The organism is Paenibacillus sp. F4, assembly GCF_002894905.1.
Taxonomy (GTDB): domain Bacteria; phylum Bacillota; class Bacilli; order Paenibacillales; family Paenibacillaceae; genus Paenibacillus; species Paenibacillus polymyxa_B.
In genome coordinates, this window is the sequence record NZ_POVS01000018.1 from 51,338 (window position 1) to 68,265 (window position 16,928).

Here is a 16,928-nt window from a genome sequence, read left to right on the forward strand (position 1 = left end):
AGGCTGGGCTTCGGACGGTGTCAACAAAACAAGAGAACATAAAGCAGCGTATAGAAGAATATATGAAGGTTAATCAAATAGGTCCGGGAGATCGGCTGCCGTCGGAAACTGCACTTTCCCAATCGTTTCGTGTCTCGCGTACGACGCTACGGGGAGCTATTCGTCAACTGGAATCGGAAGGCAAGCTACTAGTAAAACACGGGAGCGGCACATTTGCGACTTGCCCGCTGCCGAGTATTCCAAGCTCGCTGGACCGCCTGTACAGCATCGGGGACATGATTCGTTCGGCAGGATTACGGGAAGACGAGCAGCTGGAATCCATTCAGAGAATATCGGTTTGTCCTCCTGATATCGCCGAACAGATGAGATTTTCCGAGAATGAGCCCATGATTGCTCTAGAGCGTACACGCACAGCCAACGGAGAGGCTGTAGCCCACTCTATAAACTGGATGCCAGAGAAATTAGCTGGTCCCATTTTGGAAGATGACTCTTTTTCAGGCTCGCTTTTTCAGAGTCTTGAGTTCAAGGCCGGGGTGCGAATCGTCGGAGCGTATTCCGAGCTTATTGTTCCAAACTATGACGACGCACATATGACACGTCTGCTGAAGCATCCGCAGGCTACGGTATTACTATTGAAGCAGCTTCACTATGATGAAATGAACAGGCAAGTGCTGTATTCTCTGGATTATGTCCGCAGTGACATTTTCCGTTTCTGGGTGCGTCGTACGCGCTGATTCAATCAGAATGTGGCATCTCCTATTGAATCGTGCTAGTTTTACATATTCCATGGGTTAAAAATCGTCATATCTCGTCAATACTGATCTATATGCACTTCATGATGATACACACATGGCAGGATGCGTATAAGGAGGTAACGGGATATGAGGTGGCTTGGATGGCTGCTCAAAAAAGGAATGACGGTCGTGTTGGTTAGCGCACTAACGCTGGCAGTGACAGGTGTAGTCGTTAATGCTTATGTTCAATCGCTGCTGCGGCAGTTTAACATTCAGCTTGATCATCAGCCCATATGGGGATTAGGTTGGCTAAAAGGCAGTGCGGGTACGGACCAAGGCACAGACACGGGGAAGAACAAGACGACAGGAAGTGGCTCGGGAAGTGTAACACCGCCTGATGATGCGTTGCCTGTCATGGGACAGGGCTTAGAAGAAAGCGGAAGTGAGGCTGGTGGCGCAGCCAATGGCAAGGTATCTCAGGAGGGGGCCACGTCGGCCGGAACATCAGGCAACGATTCACGGAAGCAGGCAGAAGGTACAGCTACACCTGAAACAAGTATTGAAGGCCATGATTTGGTTATTACGCCCGACCATTTGACGGAAAAGAAGAACAATTTACCGGCGGCACAGAAGCAGGAGATTTTTGCGATTCTGATGAATAAGCTGCCGCCGGAGGAGATGCAGAAGATATCAGCTGCGATGGAAGGCGGTCTCACCGAGCAGGAGCTTCAGGATATTCAGCAGGTGCTAGCGAAGTATTTGACCAAAGAGGAATATAACAAGCTGATGGATTTGCTTAAATGAGTATTTTGCAAAATCCTGAATAAATAACGATGAATTCAGGGGCAATGTGTATGCTCAAAATAGGACTGTAGAATCCGCGCCATGCGCGGATTTTTTTGCGTGTCAGGAAGTAATTGGGGTGTAGTTGAATTCTTTGTAAAGGCTATGTTAAAGTAAACAGTGTTGTGAAAAGGTTAAATTTTTGAAACCTTTTACGCAACTATGCAATGGTAGATAGCGACTAATATCATAGATACTTGTGAATACAGGCTAGATTCATAGTGTGAAAGACCAATAATGAACGCATTTATATAGAGATAAGATATGCTGAAAAGGAGAGAGTCATGAAGGTTTTGAAGGAGCAGGATTTACCAGACAGTAGGAATGCAGACTCCAACGTTGCAGACAAGCCTGCTGTGGAAGCGGGGAAAATAGCAAAGTGGTGGAGCGGTCGGAGAAAATGGTTGAGCTGGACGGCAGGCGGTGTGGTGATTGCAGGCAGTCTTATTTTTGCGAGTAATCAGTATGTCGGGGCTAATACAGTTCCTTATTATAAAGTGTATGTAAAAGGCGTTGAGGTCGGAAATATCTTGAATGAGCAACAACTTAAACAGCTGTACGCAACGAAGAGCAAACAGTATAAGGATAAGTATCCCGGCGTGGATATGGTGCTCAATACGAGCGCGGTAACGACAGACATTGAGAAGGCATATAAAGCGGATATCGACAGCGCAGCCACGCTGAAGAAGCTGGATGGTATGTTGACAGCGTATGCCAAAGGGGTAGAAGTGAAGGTCAACGGTCAGACGGTTGGCATTGTAAAGGATAAAGCGACTGCACAGGCAGCTTTAAAGCAAGTACAGAAGAAGTACACACCTGTGGGTGAGGGTACATCTATAGGCATCAAGGGGCTGGTTCGCAAAACATCCGTGGGCAGCAGCCATGCGAGTGCTAGTACTAAAACCCCTAAAGCATGGCTGGAGTCTGCCAGTATCCGTGAGAAAATCGCATACGAGCCTGTGAAAGCAGACCCGAACAAGGTGCTGACGGAGGCAGAAGCAGTCAAAGTGTTGACTGAGGGGCGTGAGGCTCCTATCACGTATACAGTGCAAGAAGGCGATTCTTTGTCGTCGATTGCAACTAAATTTAATATGACCGCTTGGGAGATTAAGCAGAACAATCCCGGCTCGCGTGAGCTGTATTTGCAAATTGGAGATGAATTGAAGCTTACTGCTCCGAAGGCTCCGGTTACGGTGCGAACAGTAGAGAAGGTCGTCGAACAGATTGCCATCGAGCCTGAGGTTGAGATTCGCCAGAGCGATGAACTGAAGGCAGGGGTTACCAAAGTAGTCAGACCAGGACAAGTAGGTCTTAAAGAGATGGACTATCGTTTGACCAAGGAGAACGGTGAGGTCGTGCAAGAGGAATGGCTCGGTCAAAAGGTGCTGCAGCCGTCTGTTACTGAGGTGGTTCTTAGAGGAACGAAGGTCGTGGGAGAAGGCTCAGGACAGTTCGCTTGGCCGGTGTCCGGTGCATCGATGTCAAGTAGCTTTGGCGCACGCTGGGGACGTATGCATGAGGGTGTCGATTTGGTCGGTAGTGCTGACATTCGCGCATCAGATGAAGGCGTGGTAACATTTGCAGGTCAGCAGAATGGATACGGTAATGTCATTATGATCGATCATCGCAACGGCTACCAAACCGTGTACGGGCATTTGAGCAGCATTGGCGTTCATGTAGGACAGGTGGTTCAGCAGGGCGAATCGATCGGGGTCATGGGGAACACGGGACGCTCGACTGGAACGCATCTGCATTTTGAAATTCGTAAAGATAATACGCCACGCAATCCAATGACGTATTTAAGATAGGTTGGATGTTTATATCGAGAGTTACATGATTTATGAGGATCAAGGGGAAAGGCCATGTTTTTCTGCATGCTTAACAGTAGGTGCAGGCATGGTTTTTTTCTGCGTAAAGAAAAGGGTCTGGAGAAGTAATGGAATGGCGCACGGGTATGATAGAATAGAATAAACATCTTATAGGTACTGACAAACGAAAGTTAATTATAGATTATGATCCGTGAAGAGAGGTGAACGCTATATGCAGGGAACGATTCTGGTAGTGGATGATGAACAGCCAATCGCTGATATTTTAAAATTTAACTTGGAAAAAGAGGGCTACCAGGTGATTTGCGCCTTCGATGGAATCAGCGCGGTGGATATCGCGGTTAAGCAGCAGCCAGACCTGATCCTGCTGGACCTGATGCTGCCGGGCATGGACGGCATGGATGTATGCCGCGAGGTACGTGGGCATCAGCTCCAGACGCCGATTATTATGCTGACCGCCAAGGACGGCGAAATCGACAAAGTGCTGGGGCTGGAGCTGGGCGCGGACGATTATGTGACAAAGCCGTTCAGCACACGGGAGTTGCTGGCACGGGTGAAGGCACAGATGCGCAGACAGCAACGCGGCGGGGCAGGCACGTCGGAAAGCCGACCGCAGGAGGATAAGCAGGGGCTGCGCGTGGGCGACCTCTTTTTTGATACGGATATGTATACAGCTTACAAAAACGGAACACCGCTTGACCTGACGCACCGCGAATATGAGCTATTGCACTATATGGCGAAGAATGCCGGAAAAGTCATGACGCGGGAGCATTTGCTTCAGGCGGTATGGGGCTTCGAATACTACGGGGATGTGCGGACAGTAGATGTGACCATTCGGAGGTTGCGCGAGAAGATTGAGGAGAACCCGAGCAAGCCGGAGACCATCCTGACGCGCCGTGGCCTTGGATATATCGTGAGCGGGGGCAAAGGTGGCCTGCGGGCATGAGATGGCTGTCTTTCTTTCGTACCATTCATGCAAAGCTGATTATTATCTATGTGCTGCTTATCTTGGTGGCTATGCAGCTGATTGGGGTCTATTTTGTCAGCTCGATGAAGAACTCTCTCACGAGTAATTTTACGCAGGATTTGCAAGCACGGGCGGAGATGCTGTCCGTGCTGGCGGAGCAGGATCTGAGTGGCAGTGACGGCAAAATGGAAGAAGACAGCGTGGAAAGCCTGCGTGCACGCGTGAATAATTTGTTTGATTTCAGCGGCGCGGAAATTCAGGTGCTGGATGCCAGTGGCAAAGTGTTAATTACTTCCCAAGGTTCACACGCCGATTATGTCGGACGCAAAAATACGCAGACAGTGGTCAGCCGCGCACTTCAAGGTATCCGTGATAACGAGGAATACATGGTGGACGAGGATAACGTCCGCAAGAAGGTCGTCGCCAAGCCCGTCATCAGCCAAGGCAAGATTGTCGGCGCGGTGTACATCGCCGCTTCGATGACCGAGCTCTACGATACGATGAAACGCATTAACAATGTGTTTCTCTCAAGTATGCTCATTGCGCTCGCGTTGACGGCTGTGCTGGGCGTGGTATTGGCCCACACGATTACGCACCCGATCAAGGTGATGACACGTCATGCAACAGAGGTTGCCGAAGGCAAATTCGATCAGCAGATGCCTGTATTTGGTGATGATGAGATCGGCAGGCTTAGCGTGGCCTTTAACTATATGACAGGCCGTCTGCGTGAGGCGCTGTCCCAAAATGAAGAGGAGAAGGAGAAGCTCTCCTCCATCTTGACCAATATGAGCGACGGTGTGGTCGCTACTGATGACAATGGCCGGGTCATTCTGGTCAACCGCCGGGCCAGCGCCATGCTGGGCGTGAACGAAAACGAAATGACCGGCAGGCATATCGCGGTACTACTAGGGATCGACCCGGAGGAAACCGAGGCCCTGTATAGCGGATCTTCGGCCTCCACGCTCTTGCAGCTGGAGCCAGCCGGTCAGGATGAACCCATCGTTATCCGTGTGACATTCACGCCGATTCATCGGCGGGAATTTGGCATTACGGGAACGATTGCCGTGCTCCAGGACGTGACGGAGCAGGAGGAGATGGAGACGACACGCCGGGAATTCGTAGCGAATGTATCACATGAGCTGCGTACTCCGTTGACGACCATCCGCAGCTATGCTGAAGCGCTGGATGACGGCGCGATGGCTGAACCGCAACTCGCAGAGCGTTTCGTGGGCGTGATCCGCAACGAGACAGAGCGTATGATCCGGTTGGTTACGGATTTGCTGCATCTGTCACGGCTTGATTCCAATGAGGCGCCTTTGCGGATGCAGCCTGCGGATGTGATGGAGATGCTGGACGAAGTCGCAGATCGGTTTTCTTTTCAAATGAAGCAAAAGCACATTCGCTCAGGGATGTTCGTAGAGCAGGGAATCGGTAAAGTCGTGATCGACCGGGACCAAATTGAGCAGGTGTTGGACAACCTGATGTCCAATGCGTTGAAATATACGCCGGAGGGCGGGAGTATTCGGATTGAAGCTCGCCGCAACAGTGAGGGAATGCTGTCCATTTCGGTACAAGACACCGGAATTGGTATTCCCAAAAAAGATCTGGACCGGATTTTTGAACGGTTTTATCGTGTAGACAAGGCGAGATCACGCAATATGGGCGGCACGGGACTGGGACTTTCGATTGCCCGGGAAATTGTAAAGGCGCATGGGGGCCAGATTTTTCTGGAGTCGGAATACGGTCAGGGAACCTGTACGACCTTTACGCTACCCATGTCGAGTGAAGGGAGGGAAGCACAGTGAAGGAACGTTTGAAGTCCTGGACGCTTATTTTGCTGGTTGCTTCCAGCCTGGTACAGACTTATTTTTTGATTTACCGCCTTCCAGGCAGTGATTCTGTACTCACTTCAGAAACGAACTATGTCAAAACCGAAAGCATGGGACAGGAGAAAAAGATTGAGAACCTCGTGTTTCCTGATAAAATGCTCATTCACCAAGGCGAGAAGAAGCATACCATTTTTTATCCGGGTGTTACTTTTTACGATTTAATTTATACACGGCTGGAAAGCCGGAGCTTTAACAACTTTCAACGTCGAAGTATTCAATCAGCGGACTGGGCGCAGATTCGCAGCGAAAACGAAGGCATCGAATTATCCTTTTCAGGCGGAGTCCCGGTTTCATTACTGGAGCGGGTCATGCGTCTGACGCCGGATTCGGTGTTTCAGGGAGAGACGATTAACCGCATTTGGATCTATATAGACGAAAAGAATGCCAAGCCGCATGCGCTCTTTTTCAGTGCCAGAGGCGATGTGGTGTATGAGGCGAACCAGTTCGATATGACGGTAGAGGACATTCGGCAGCATGTGAATTTTGGTGAAAATGCCCCGTTGTACGAGCTGGTGGATAATCAGTACTACATTCCCGTGAATGGCCTGGAAACTGTGCAGCCTGTAGTGTATGCTGGGTTGTTTACGACGGAGCAAATGCAGCGGAATTTGTTCTTCGATCCGGGGATTACGCGCAATATTCAGGAGAAGGACGGATCCCAAATTTATACAGACAGCAAGCGTAGTCTGCAAATCAAGCAGGAGCAACGTTGGATGAGCTATACCGATCCCAGTGCGCCGGGGGCGGATGGAAGCAGCCCGATTAGGGATGTGTTGGCCGCAGTTGATTTTGTAAATCAGCATGGCGGTTGGGATGCTTCGTATCAGCTGAAATTGAGAAGCAGCGATGAAAATCGTACGACTGTGATGTTTCAGCAGTATTATGGTGCTTATCCGGTGCTGGACACACCATCGTTCCGCTTTGGTACGATTTCGCTGCAAATCCAGCAGGAAACGGCTTCTGTCTATGAACGTTCGCTGCTGTATCTCAAGGGAGGAGAGCAATCCTCGAAGAAGGTTATGCTGCCGGGCGGCGAGCCCTTGAAGAAGCAACTGGAGAGTGTAGCAAAAGGGAAGACAATTCGTGATCTGACTCCTGTATATCAGCCGGAGCTGACCAATGATGGATTGAAGCTTGCTCCTGAATGGCGCGTTACGCTCAGTGACGGTTCTGTTGCAGAAATTCATGCTGTTCCTGTAATAACAGCATCCAACACAACACAAACGAAGCCAGACCGGGAGACAAAGAAATGACAGGAAGGGGGAACGGGAATGGATTGGAGCCGCGCCAAGAACGTATTGATCTGTACATTTTTGCTGCTCAATGTGGTATTGGGTTACCAATTGTGGCATGATGCGCAGGAAACGGCAGGGCCGAATCTGGATTTTACTTCATTGGATGAAAATACGCAGCGTTTAATGGAAGAGAAAAGCATTCAGGTGTTGGCTCCGATTCCCGGGGATACCCCGCAGCTGCCCAAGCTTTCTTACACATATGTTCATAGTGGAGAAAAGGATGATCGTGTGCAGCTGGTGAAGCCGGTGGACAGCAAACTGGTATTCACCCATGACGCGCTAGTTGAGGCATTGGAGCCACAAATCAAGGATATCGATAACTTTCAGTATGATCCGCTGGATGTTCAGGAGGAGTTGGCATCCGGACAAGCAGATGCTTTTGTACTTCATCCGCTGGTTCAGGGCAAATGGCCGCTATTTAATGTGAAGCTGGCTCTGTTTTACAGCAATCAGAAGATTACAGGGTATCGCAAAATTAAGGTCGATCTCCAGCCTTCGGATGAGGCAAAGAAAATGCTGCCTGCGTCCAAAGCACTGGCAAGGCTGATCGATGGCTATTTGCCGCGTGATACGATTGTGAAGGATATCCGGCTCGGTTATTACGGACAGACCTTTAACTCCGATAGCCAGGTGGCTGCCCCCGTGTGGCGGTTTATGCTGGACAACGGGAAAGGTGTGTATTATGTGCAGATGAACGGAGATGTCATTAGTCCAAAGACAGAACATACAGAAGGGTCTTGAACAGATATGGGGATTTCATTTACCGTGCTGTCGAGCGGTTCGACCGGCAACGCTACCGTTGTGCGGAACGAAGACACGACATTGCTCATCGACGCAGGTCTCAGCGCGAAGCGTATTGACGAATTGCTGAAGGAACGCGATCTGAGCGGAGAAGAGTTGGATGGTATTTTGGTCACGCATGAGCATTCCGATCATGTTAAAGGACTAGGCGCCATGGCGCGTAAATATAATTTACCTATATATGCTAACGAGAAGACATGGTTTGCCATCAGTAATGCTGTTGGGCAAATTGCAGAAGATAACCGCAGAATATTGGAGACAGGCGCAACGCGGGAATTTGAGTCATTACGCGTGGAGTCTTTTGGCATATCCCATGATGCGGCTGAGCCTGTAGGGTATAGCTTTTATGATGGGGCAGAGAAACTCAGTGTAGCGACCGATCTCGGCTATGTCAGCGACAAAGTGAAACAGGCGATATCAGACGCGGACGTATTGGTACTGGAGTCTAATCATGATGTGGAAATGCTGCGTATGGGGCGTTACCCGTGGAACATCAAGCGCCGTATTCTCAGCGATATCGGTCATTTATCCAATGAGATGGCGGGCGCGATTCTTAGCGAGCTGCTGACAGGCCGTACGAAGCGAACGTATTTGGCACATTTGAGCCGCGACCACAATATGATGGAACTTGCGAAGTTGACTGTACGTGGGGCGATGGAAGACCGCGGCTGTTTTTACAAGGACAGTGAGTTTCGATTGTGTGATACGTACTATGATCGTCCTACACCTTGGGATAAGGTAAGTGAGCCATAAAGCTGTCCAGCTCGGCGGCTTTGCGTTCTACCTCTTCACGGGTCACTACGCCTTTGTCCACCAGTAGTTCAATCAATGTACTTAGCGCCAATGTATTGCGGTAATGCTCGTCTTTCAAATCCGCAAGCTTGGCAGCCATGCGAACTTCATCCATAGCCGAACGATGTGAATTCATCATATATTCCTCCTGTAAAAATATTTTAGAAATGGCGTGCAATGAGCTTGGTTCTGCCTGTGGTTTTGCTGGGTGCTGTGATACAATAAAGCTAACAACAGAAAGCTTTCTGAAGGAAGGCTCTCATCGAAAGTATAGGCAGTCTTTAAGCGGACGGGAACAGGCCAGAACGTCTCTATGAGACGATCATTTTGTAATAGAATAGAAGACTTGTTACTATTGTAGTCCATTGGTTTGGAAATCATTCCTCTTTTTTCCTCTATTCGGGGTCAGATTCGGCGTGTATGCTAATTTATGAGATTCGGTTGCTTAGGAAGGCATCATTTGTGGTGATTAATAAGTAGGCCGGAACGATTGGTTGCTGGATTCCGATGATAAGGGATATTCAATCCATTTGAGATGTTCAACGGAGCAGGTTCTCTGTAGCATAGGTTGGCGCAAGCCCGAATAGCCCTAATTTTTTAGTGAGTGTCGGTGCATGACAACGAAGGGGAGAGGATTAGCATGGGCTTGTTTGAGGACGATTTTTATTCAACAAAGGTATCCACACGTGCGGCTAAAAAAATGGCATTTAAGGCGCGCCGTGGAGGACGGGGACGTTGGCCACACAGGAAGCGTGGAGTAAGTCCGGTGCAAGCTGCTGTCATTAGCGGTGCAGTCAGTGCAGTGGTTGCTGTGCTTCTGTTCAGCTTTATTACAGGTCTGCCCTCCACTACAGCGGTAACCGGAGCCAGTCACTATCCCTTGCGGCAAGCAGCGGGTGATCCGTATGACCGGATTGTGCAGGCGGCAGCCAAGGTGCGCCCAGCCGTCGTCAGCATCGTGAATCTGAAAGAGGAAGATGGTAAAAGCACGGAACAATCCGCGCTTGGATCGGGTGTCATTTTCCGAGTGAGTTCGGGCAAAGCCTTCATTATGACAAATAACCATGTGGTCGAAGGATCGGATGATCTGGATATTGTAACGGTAGACGGTGTCAGAAAAGAGGCAAAGCTGATCGGCAGGGATCGCATTAGTGACATCGCAGTACTGGCAGTTGACGATAAAGGTATTAGCACGGTAGCGGATATCGGCGACTCCAGTAAACTTCGTCTGGGTGAAACGGTCATTGCTATTGGCAACCCGCTTGGCTTGGGAGACACGCTTACCTCCGGTATTGTGAGTTATACGAATCGCATCATTCCGATTTCCATTAACCAGGATGGCGTATATGACTGGGAGCAGCATGTCATCCAGACCGATGCGGCGATTAATGAGGGAAACAGCGGCGGCGCGCTGGTTGATCTCGACGGACGTGTGATTGGCATCAATACGATGAAAATCGCTGATACAGGTGTTGAGGGACTTGGCTTTGCCATTCCCGCCAATGAGGTGATGAAGACGGTGGATGAACTGGTTGAGGACGGCAAGATCACCCGCCCTTATCTGGGGGTATACACGGTCGATCTCAATAATGAATATGCACCGCTGGATGAAACTCAGCGCAAGGAGCTCAAGCTGCCGGACAGCGTGAAGAATGGAGCAGTCGTTCTGGAAGCCCACGGTCCTGCCAAAGAGGCTGGCTTGAAGCTGAACGATGTCATTACAGCGTTTGATAGCGAACCGATTAACTCTACGCTTGATTTGCGTCGCTACTTGTACGATAACAAGAAGATTGGCGATGAGCTGAAAGTTACTTTTTACCGGGCAGGCAAGGAAGAAACGGTGACGTTAAAATTAACAGATAAGCCGGAAGGCTAAGGTATGATTATAGGTTTAACTATAAAAAGGCGCTCTCCGGCTTATTCCCGGGAACGCCTTTTTTTGATCTTCTGCTGCGTCTTAGATTAAGATGTCGTTCCCGTCACACGGTTTCCGCTCTTGGTGATCTTGTATGTCACCACATCGCCACTCCAGAAGTGGAACTTCAGCGTGACTTCGCCATCTTTTACACTATTAAAAAATTCAGGTAACAGCTTGATACCGTTGGCATCATAGGCAGGGGCAAAGGTATTGCCAAACTCTTTATACGGTGTCCAATCCTGTGGACCGGCATTGCCACCATTCGTATAAACGGCTTCCATCGTGGCAAGCTGGCTACCACGGAAGTCCGTTGGAATGGTAAAGGCTTGTGTAGTCCCTTCGACAGCACTTAATTTTGGAGTATCATACACGACTACTTTGAAATTCCAGTCTGCCCCCTTGTTAAACTTAGCGGTAATGACGGCATTCTCCCCATATTTACCGGAAGTGGTCAGGCTGGTGAGTAAGCTGGCTTTGAAGGTTAATGTGTCTCCGCTCAGCGTATAGTCAGTGCCCTGTTTCAGTTGCTTGCTGCTCACACTGAGTGTTTTCAGCTGATTGCCGTTCAGGTTTAAAATGACCTTGGCGTCCTGAGCAGAGGTGCCTTTCTTCAAGTGAATGAGGTCACTGGCTGCATTAGAGGAACGCCCTTTTAGGCTGGACTTAATGACATTAAAGAGTTCAGGATCAGACCATTTGTACGTTGTGCGGTTAAAATGCTGGCCGTTATCCCAAAGTATGCCTGTTATTTTCTTCTCTTTCATATAATAGGTCAAAAACTCGAAGAATTTCAGCTTTTCGCCTTGTTCAATAACGCCTGTATTTTTATCGAAGCCGAGTAGACCGAATTCACCTACAATAACCGGAATACCTTTGGCTACAAAGGTGTTATAGACATTATCAAAGGTTTGGATGATATCGTTTTTAGTATCTTTATCAAAAGTAGTATGACCCGCAATATTTACACTGAAAGGCCAATAACCATAATAGTGGACGGTTGCAATCAGGTTGGGATCGTTCAGCTTGGTTATCGTGTTATACAGCTCGTTGATTTTGGCCTGAGCAGGTGAAGTATCCAAGCCAGGCAGAACAAGGGGACGAGTGGCATTTTTACCGCCAGAGGCGCGGACAATTTTGTGGAAGGATACATTCAGTTCTTGGAGCATCTGGTTCATTTTCGCTTCATCCGTAGTCCCTCCTTCGGAGAAACGGGGTTCGTTAATACTTTCGAACATCAGCTTGTTAGGTTGATCTTTAAAGCGCTGGGCAATTTGTGTCCATAATGCGTTATAGCGAGCCAGCACCTCATCATGTTTGGGCTCCATACTGCTTACCCACGTCCATGAATCATGATGCACATTGATCATGACGTACAGATTGGCATCCAGCGCCCAACGAACAACCTCTTCCACACGGTTCATGTAGGCAGACTCAACGGTATAGTTCGGTGCTGCTCCAATGTGTTTATCCCAGGTGACCGGGATGCGTATGCTTTTGTATCCCTGGGCAGCAATTTGCTGGATCAACGCCTGGGTAATACGCGGATTGCCCCAGGCTGTCTCATCCGCCCCGACAGCATCCAGAGAATTCCCTAAATTCCATCCAGGCTGCATGGCTTCCACATACGATTGCATGCTGCTCGCAGCCGCAGCTTGCGGTGCTTGTCCGTCAGATTCGGCAGCAGCCGCAACGGATGCGAATGTAGATAACAACAGGGTAATGGCAAGCGTCAACGACAGCAATGAAACGGGTCTTCGTTTTAACATAACAGGCCCCTTTACAAAGTTATTTTTGAAAGCGCTTTCCAATAAAACACTACCATACTATTTGAATATGGAATACCTGTATAATTCATGTAAAAATCATGTGTTAATTAGATATTTTAATTTTGTAAGCGTTATTATTGAAAAAATACAGAAATGAGTGTAGAATCTATGGCCCTACGTGGATTGTAGTATCGGATTTGTAAATACAAAAGAAAGAAGGAGATGAATATGAATAAGTGGGACACGGAAGAGGCCATTCGACGTTGGAATATGCATGCAGGAAACTTTACTGCCAAGTACACTGAGGAAGGGGATCGATCTCGCGAAGTACTGCTGAATCCGGCATTGCAAGCCTGTATGGGACCCCTCGGGGGCAAAAGAGTGCTGGATGCCGGCTGTGGCGAAGGCTATCTAAGCCGTAAAATGGCCAGAGCGGGTGCGTTGGTAGAGGCTGTCGATTACTCGACAGAGATGCTGAGGCTAGCCAAAGAGCGAACGCCGTCAGCGTTGGGAATTACATATCACCATGGCAATCTGGAAAAGCTGGAGATGTTCGGAGACCAGAGCTTTGATCTGATCGTGTCCAATATGGTCATCCAGGACTTGGCTCATTATGAGCAGGCGATTGCCGAAATGCAGCGATTATTAGTTCCAGGGGGCCGCTTTATTTTTTCTATTCTGCATCCATGCTTTCAGACGCCGCAGAGTGGTTGGGTGAAGGATGAGACAGGCAAAAAGCTGTATTGGAAAGTGGATCAATATTTCAACGAACGCCCACTGGAGCAAGCGATCCCTTATGATCAGGAAGAAAAGTTTTTGTACTTTCACCGTACGCTGGGCAGCTATGTACAGACCATTATTGAGGCGGGTTTGCTGTTGGATGGGATGATTGAACCCAAGCCGTCTGCCGAAATGTTGGAGAAATATCCCCATTTTCACGAGGACCTGAATGTCAGTAATTTTCTTATCTTTACAACCAGACGCCTAGGGTAAAAAGCAGGCCCTTTCCTTTCCGCGTCAAGTGTGGTAGAACAAAAGAAGACAGTTTTGACACACCTACAACAGGAAGAGCTTCAAACGGAAAGGGATGCAACTGGAATGTACGTGGTATGTAAAGAGCATGTGGAACTAGCAATTGATATGTTCGTCGATGAATACGAGGATGCACCGGATGTCGTCGATCTCAAGGAAACGAAATTTTCGGATTGGGACCCTCCGGTGAAGTGCAAGGAATGTGAGAACAAAGCAGAGTTTTTGGTCGTCTAAAAAACAAGCACGGGCGTTTCGGGCAGAAACGTCCTTTTTGTATATCAGAATTTATTGCAAAAACACCTCATACATAGAGCTATATTTATTCCCATTCACGTGCTGAGACAGGAGTGAACGATGGATGGACCCTTTGCTGCATTCACTATTCCGTCCGCTTCAAGTTAATGGAAGTGATCTCTCCACGTATTATATCGAACAAAAGCCGTCTGCTGCGCTGAAAGCTTACGTGGCCTGTTATTGGGAGTCCGGTCCGGCTGATAGGGAGAGAGAGGCCAATCTAGCAGCTTCGTGCGAAGACACCGCTTCGTTAAGCCTGCCACAAGAAGAAATCATGGAGCGGGTATTACCTGACGGCTGTACGGATATTCTATTTGAATACGACCCGGTGAGTAAGCGTCAGGAACTCTCGTACTGTGGGACATTTACGCAACCGTTTGTGTCTACCAGACAAGCAGGATCCGAGACACGCATTTTTGCGGTGCGATTTTTTCCCGGTGGGGCACATTATTTTCACGGCATGCCGACTCATTTGTTTACAGGCGGTAATTATCGCTTGGAAGATCTCTGGCCCGAAAGTATCGCCGTCATAGGTGAGCGCATTATGGAAGCGCAGAATTTCAATGAACGGGTGCGCATCATGGATGAGTATCTAAACCAGCTTCTACTGCGCCGTAGGACAAGCGATTGTGACCTGATGAAAAACCTGCTGCATCGCATCTTTATGAGCGGTGGGAGTGTGGGGGTTAAGGAGCTTGCGGAGCGTGAGGCGATCAGTGAAAGACAGATCAATCGTAAGTTTGGACAATGGATCGGAATCAGCCCGAAAAAGTTCAGTGAAGTCGTCCGCTTCCATAGCGTTCTGCATAGTATTCAAAGCGGTGGTAGTCTGGATTGGACGGAGTTTGCATTGAAGCACAGCTTTTTCGATCAGGCGCATCTGATCCGTGATTTTCGCAGGTTTTATGGCGATTCTCCGCTTACCGCGGCTAAGGATTTACGGAAGTTGTCCGATTTTTACAATACACGCCCAGAGGCTTCGGCTATACTCAAAATATAAAGAAGAATGGCAAAGGAGAGATGTGAATATGAGTGGAACGCTGCAAGTTCGAGATCATTTGCTGAATGAGCTGGAGACCGGGGTACGGACGGGGGAAGCCTTGATCCGTAAAATACGTCCAGAGGATTGGGGCTTTCGCCCGCAGGACAATTTTCGCTCGCTGCTGGAGTTAGTACATCACTTTGTACTTATTCCAGCTTCGGATCTTGCGATAATGGAGGAGAAGTCCGAGGGTGAAGTGGGAAGCATTGAAACCAGCCTGTCCGGGGTGGAAGATCCCGAGCGCTTGGCTACAACTTTCAGACAGAATTTTGAGGCTTATAAGGCTTACATTCTTTCGCTTAGCGAGGAAGATTATCTGAATCGTTCGACGAAAGCTTTCTATATGGAGCATGGACATTTGCAGGTTCAATGGCAGATTGAGACCGTGACCCATGTGTTCCATCACCGTTCGCAGATTTATAATTATCTGAAGCAACTGGGGCATGAAGTGAACTTTTTTATGTTGTACGCTTGAGTATTTTTGTGAAGATTTATGGAGGGCACCTGTGCGGTGCTCTTTTTTGGTTTTATTCAAGGCTTTTTTAGGGTGGTATGGCTTACTCGAACGCGCGTGAAACTTCTTTACTAACGCGTCTGAGAATGCTGATTTGCTCCTCATTCAATCTGCTGGTCAACGCAACAAACTCATCTACTGCCTCTTGCCGAATAATTTCGTCTGTAGTCATATGTTCTTTGGAAAACATCAATTCACTGATAGACACGTTTAAGGCAGTTAACACTTTCTCCAAGGTATCAATAGAAAAGTTTCTTTCGCCACGCTCTACCGATCCAATATATGCATCATCTAATCCTGAAAGTTCCGCAAGTTGTTGCTGTGTTAATCCCTTAGCCTTCCGAATCGTTCTAATTCTATCTCCAACCGAATTGCGTAATTTTGTCATATTAAACACCTCATAACAAGCTTATGGAAGATGAAGTGTAGAAGTCAGGTAGAAAAAATTGTTCAATTCTTTTTTTGTTGTAACTCGACTAAACCAACAATATTTTTAGTTATAGTAGTAAGGATTTCGAGCTCTGTTGTTTCTCTTGAATTTATGAGCACCATAAGTTCATTTATGATCTGTTTTCGATCCGTATTTTCGTCGAATTGAAAAAGTTCAAAGGGTGGAACGTTTAATGCTAGAATTATTTTTTCCAACGTCTCCAATGAAATATTTCGATCTCCACGTTCTACTCCACCAATATAACTGTAATGAAGTCCTGCTGCTTCTGCCAGTTGTTCCTGTGTCCATCCTTTAGCTTTTCTTAGTTCTCGTATTCGGTTTCCGACACTTTCTGGTAAACTCATGTAATCACCTCCACTTAAGGTTAGAAGAGGAGAGAATATCGTTACAGACCACTTTATACAAAATAAATACATATAAAACTGTACTTTTAAGTACTTTTTATATTGACCTCCTTTTTTACTTTCTATACAATTGGTTGTAAATGGAAATATAAGGAGGGGCTACTCTTGAGAACTTCTATCCTGGAATCACTCAAACCGGACATCATTGTTGAAATGTTAGAGATGGCTGTGGCTTTTGAAAATTGGAAAAAGGTGATGGAGACGGCGGATATTTTGTACCAATGTGTACAGCGTATCTATGAAGAACGGCAGTATCATAAAGCAATGAAATTACCCATCCCGCATGTCAATTTAGAATGAAGTGCACCCCTTAGAATAGACATTGGAATAAACCCCTGGTTTATCCGATGAAATCTAAGG

At 47.9% G+C, this 16,928-nt stretch carries 17 protein-coding genes and 1 pseudogene; 14 read left to right on the top strand and 4 right to left on the bottom strand.

Features of this window, described 5'->3' with window-relative positions:
* Window positions 1-17 precede the first annotated feature (17 nt).
* From C1T21_RS21865 to C1T21_RS21900, 8 genes are all read left to right on the top strand, one after another.
* Window positions 18-734: a GntR family transcriptional regulator gene (locus C1T21_RS21865; RefSeq protein WP_103049723.1), complete on the top strand. Its 717-nt coding sequence runs from the start codon at window positions 18-20 to the stop codon at window positions 732-734.
* A 147-nt stretch (window positions 735-881) separates the two neighbouring features.
* Complete coding sequence (locus C1T21_RS21870) at window positions 882-1,538, top strand: hypothetical protein (protein WP_103049724.1); 657 nt, start codon at window positions 882-884, stop codon at window positions 1,536-1,538.
* A 323-nt stretch (window positions 1,539-1,861) separates the two neighbouring features.
* The gene (locus C1T21_RS21875) at window positions 1,862-3,385 is read left to right on the top strand and encodes a M23 family metallopeptidase (protein WP_103049725.1); all 1,524 of its coding nucleotides are present in this window, start codon (window positions 1,862-1,864) and stop codon (window positions 3,383-3,385) included.
* A gap of 232 nt (window positions 3,386-3,617) precedes the next feature.
* The gene (gene yycF / locus C1T21_RS21880) at window positions 3,618-4,349 is read left to right on the top strand and encodes a response regulator YycF (RefSeq protein WP_023991124.1); all 732 of its coding nucleotides are present in this window, start codon (window positions 3,618-3,620) and stop codon (window positions 4,347-4,349) included.
* Between the two features lie 71 nt (window positions 4,350-4,420).
* On the top strand, window positions 4,421-6,175 hold the full coding sequence (walK, locus tag C1T21_RS21885) for a cell wall metabolism sensor histidine kinase WalK (RefSeq protein WP_374703731.1): 1,755 nt from the start codon (window positions 4,421-4,423) through the stop codon (window positions 6,173-6,175).
* Complete coding sequence (locus C1T21_RS21890; protein ID WP_103049727.1) at window positions 6,172-7,512, top strand: YycH family regulatory protein; 1,341 nt, start codon at window positions 6,172-6,174, stop codon at window positions 7,510-7,512. The genes walK and C1T21_RS21890 overlap by 4 nt, the downstream gene beginning before the upstream one ends.
* Window positions 7,513-7,530: 18 nt before the next feature.
* On the top strand, window positions 7,531-8,295 hold the full coding sequence (gene yycI / locus C1T21_RS21895; RefSeq protein WP_028540969.1) for a two-component system regulatory protein YycI: 765 nt from the start codon (window positions 7,531-7,533) through the stop codon (window positions 8,293-8,295).
* A 6-nt stretch (window positions 8,296-8,301) separates the two neighbouring features.
* Complete coding sequence (locus tag C1T21_RS21900; RefSeq protein WP_025723163.1) at window positions 8,302-9,108, top strand: MBL fold metallo-hydrolase; 807 nt, start codon at window positions 8,302-8,304, stop codon at window positions 9,106-9,108.
* On the opposite strand, the gene C1T21_RS21905 is transcribed toward C1T21_RS21900, so the two are convergent.
* Window positions 9,077-9,283 (bottom strand): hypothetical protein, encoded by a 207-nt coding sequence (locus tag C1T21_RS21905; protein ID WP_025723164.1) that lies wholly within the window; start codon window positions 9,281-9,283, stop codon window positions 9,077-9,079. The two genes, C1T21_RS21900 and C1T21_RS21905, sit on opposite strands and share 32 nt — an antisense overlap.
* 504 nt (window positions 9,284-9,787) lie before the next feature.
* On the opposite strand from C1T21_RS21905, the gene C1T21_RS21915 reads away from it, so the two are divergent.
* The gene (locus tag C1T21_RS21915) at window positions 9,788-11,023 is read left to right on the top strand and encodes a S1C family serine protease (protein ID WP_103049729.1); all 1,236 of its coding nucleotides are present in this window, start codon (window positions 9,788-9,790) and stop codon (window positions 11,021-11,023) included.
* Between the two features lie 86 nt (window positions 11,024-11,109).
* On the opposite strand, the gene C1T21_RS21920 is transcribed toward C1T21_RS21915, so the two are convergent.
* Window positions 11,110-12,831, bottom strand: coding sequence for a cellulase family glycosylhydrolase (locus C1T21_RS21920; RefSeq protein ID WP_103049730.1), 1,722 nt, complete (start codon window positions 12,829-12,831; stop codon window positions 11,110-11,112).
* 228 nt (window positions 12,832-13,059) lie between these two features.
* Here C1T21_RS21920 and C1T21_RS21925 point away from each other — a divergent pair, with 228 nt between their 5' ends.
* The 4 genes from C1T21_RS21925 to C1T21_RS21940 all read left to right on the top strand — a co-directional run bounded on the left by C1T21_RS21925 (window position 13,060) and on the right by C1T21_RS21940 (window position 15,674).
* Window positions 13,060-13,824 carry a class I SAM-dependent methyltransferase gene (locus tag C1T21_RS21925; protein ID WP_103049731.1) on the top strand — a complete coding sequence of 255 codons (765 nt, stop codon included), beginning with the start codon at window positions 13,060-13,062 and terminating at the stop codon, window positions 13,822-13,824.
* A 105-nt stretch (window positions 13,825-13,929) separates the two neighbouring features.
* Complete coding sequence (locus C1T21_RS21930) at window positions 13,930-14,097, top strand: CxxH/CxxC protein (protein WP_007433184.1); 168 nt, start codon at window positions 13,930-13,932, stop codon at window positions 14,095-14,097.
* Window positions 14,098-14,221: 124 nt separating this feature from the next.
* Window positions 14,222-15,157 (top strand): AraC family transcriptional regulator, encoded by a 936-nt coding sequence (locus C1T21_RS21935; protein WP_103049732.1) that lies wholly within the window; start codon window positions 14,222-14,224, stop codon window positions 15,155-15,157.
* Between the two features lie 28 nt (window positions 15,158-15,185).
* Entirely contained in the window at window positions 15,186-15,674 is a 489-nt protein-coding gene (locus C1T21_RS21940) for a DinB family protein (RefSeq protein ID WP_103049733.1), read from the top strand.
* An 82-nt stretch (window positions 15,675-15,756) separates the two neighbouring features.
* On the opposite strand, the gene C1T21_RS21945 is transcribed toward C1T21_RS21940, so the two are convergent.
* Window positions 15,757-16,101, bottom strand: a complete 345-nt coding sequence (locus tag C1T21_RS21945) for a helix-turn-helix domain-containing protein (RefSeq protein ID WP_103049734.1) — start codon at window positions 16,099-16,101, stop codon at window positions 15,757-15,759.
* A 62-nt stretch (window positions 16,102-16,163) separates the two neighbouring features.
* A complete protein-coding gene (locus C1T21_RS21950; RefSeq protein ID WP_103049735.1) occupies window positions 16,164-16,508 on the bottom strand; it encodes a helix-turn-helix domain-containing protein in 345 nt (114 codons plus the stop codon).
* A gap of 165 nt (window positions 16,509-16,673) precedes the next feature.
* Here C1T21_RS21950 and C1T21_RS21955 point away from each other — a divergent pair.
* A pseudogene (locus C1T21_RS21955) lies at window positions 16,674-16,865 on the top strand (DNA-binding protein); the annotation flags it as partial.
* Between the last annotated feature and the right edge of the window lie 63 nt (window positions 16,866-16,928).

What these genes read in the sequence shown, in the direction of transcription:
- C1T21_RS21920 (WP_103049730.1), bottom strand. Translation starts at nt 12,831, where the DNA reads ATGTTAAAACGAAGACCCGTTTCATTGCTGTCGTTGACGCTTGCCATT.
- C1T21_RS21875 (WP_103049725.1), top strand. Translation starts at nt 1,862, where the DNA reads ATGAAGGTTTTGAAGGAGCAGGATTTACCAGACAGTAGGAATGCAGAC.
- yycI (WP_028540969.1), top strand. Translation starts at nt 7,531, where the DNA reads ATGGATTGGAGCCGCGCCAAGAACGTATTGATCTGTACATTTTTGCTG.
- C1T21_RS21870 (WP_103049724.1), top strand. Translation starts at nt 882, where the DNA reads ATGAGGTGGCTTGGATGGCTGCTCAAAAAAGGAATGACGGTCGTGTTG.
- C1T21_RS21905 (WP_025723164.1), bottom strand. Translation starts at nt 9,283, where the DNA reads ATGAATTCACATCGTTCGGCTATGGATGAAGTTCGCATGGCTGCCAAG.
- C1T21_RS21940 (WP_103049733.1), top strand. Translation starts at nt 15,186, where the DNA reads ATGAGTGGAACGCTGCAAGTTCGAGATCATTTGCTGAATGAGCTGGAG.
- C1T21_RS21925 (WP_103049731.1), top strand. Translation starts at nt 13,060, where the DNA reads ATGAATAAGTGGGACACGGAAGAGGCCATTCGACGTTGGAATATGCAT.
- C1T21_RS21950 (WP_103049735.1), bottom strand. Translation starts at nt 16,508, where the DNA reads ATGAGTTTACCAGAAAGTGTCGGAAACCGAATACGAGAACTAAGAAAA.
- yycF (WP_023991124.1), top strand. Translation starts at nt 3,618, where the DNA reads ATGCAGGGAACGATTCTGGTAGTGGATGATGAACAGCCAATCGCTGAT.
- C1T21_RS21900 (WP_025723163.1), top strand. Translation starts at nt 8,302, where the DNA reads ATGGGGATTTCATTTACCGTGCTGTCGAGCGGTTCGACCGGCAACGCT.
- C1T21_RS21915 (WP_103049729.1), top strand. Translation starts at nt 9,788, where the DNA reads ATGGGCTTGTTTGAGGACGATTTTTATTCAACAAAGGTATCCACACGT.
- C1T21_RS21930 (WP_007433184.1), top strand. Translation starts at nt 13,930, where the DNA reads ATGTACGTGGTATGTAAAGAGCATGTGGAACTAGCAATTGATATGTTC.
- walK (WP_374703731.1), top strand. Translation starts at nt 4,421, where the DNA reads ATGCAGCTGATTGGGGTCTATTTTGTCAGCTCGATGAAGAACTCTCTC.
- C1T21_RS21945 (WP_103049734.1), bottom strand. Translation starts at nt 16,101, where the DNA reads ATGACAAAATTACGCAATTCGGTTGGAGATAGAATTAGAACGATTCGG.
- C1T21_RS21935 (WP_103049732.1), top strand. Translation starts at nt 14,222, where the DNA reads ATGGACCCTTTGCTGCATTCACTATTCCGTCCGCTTCAAGTTAATGGA.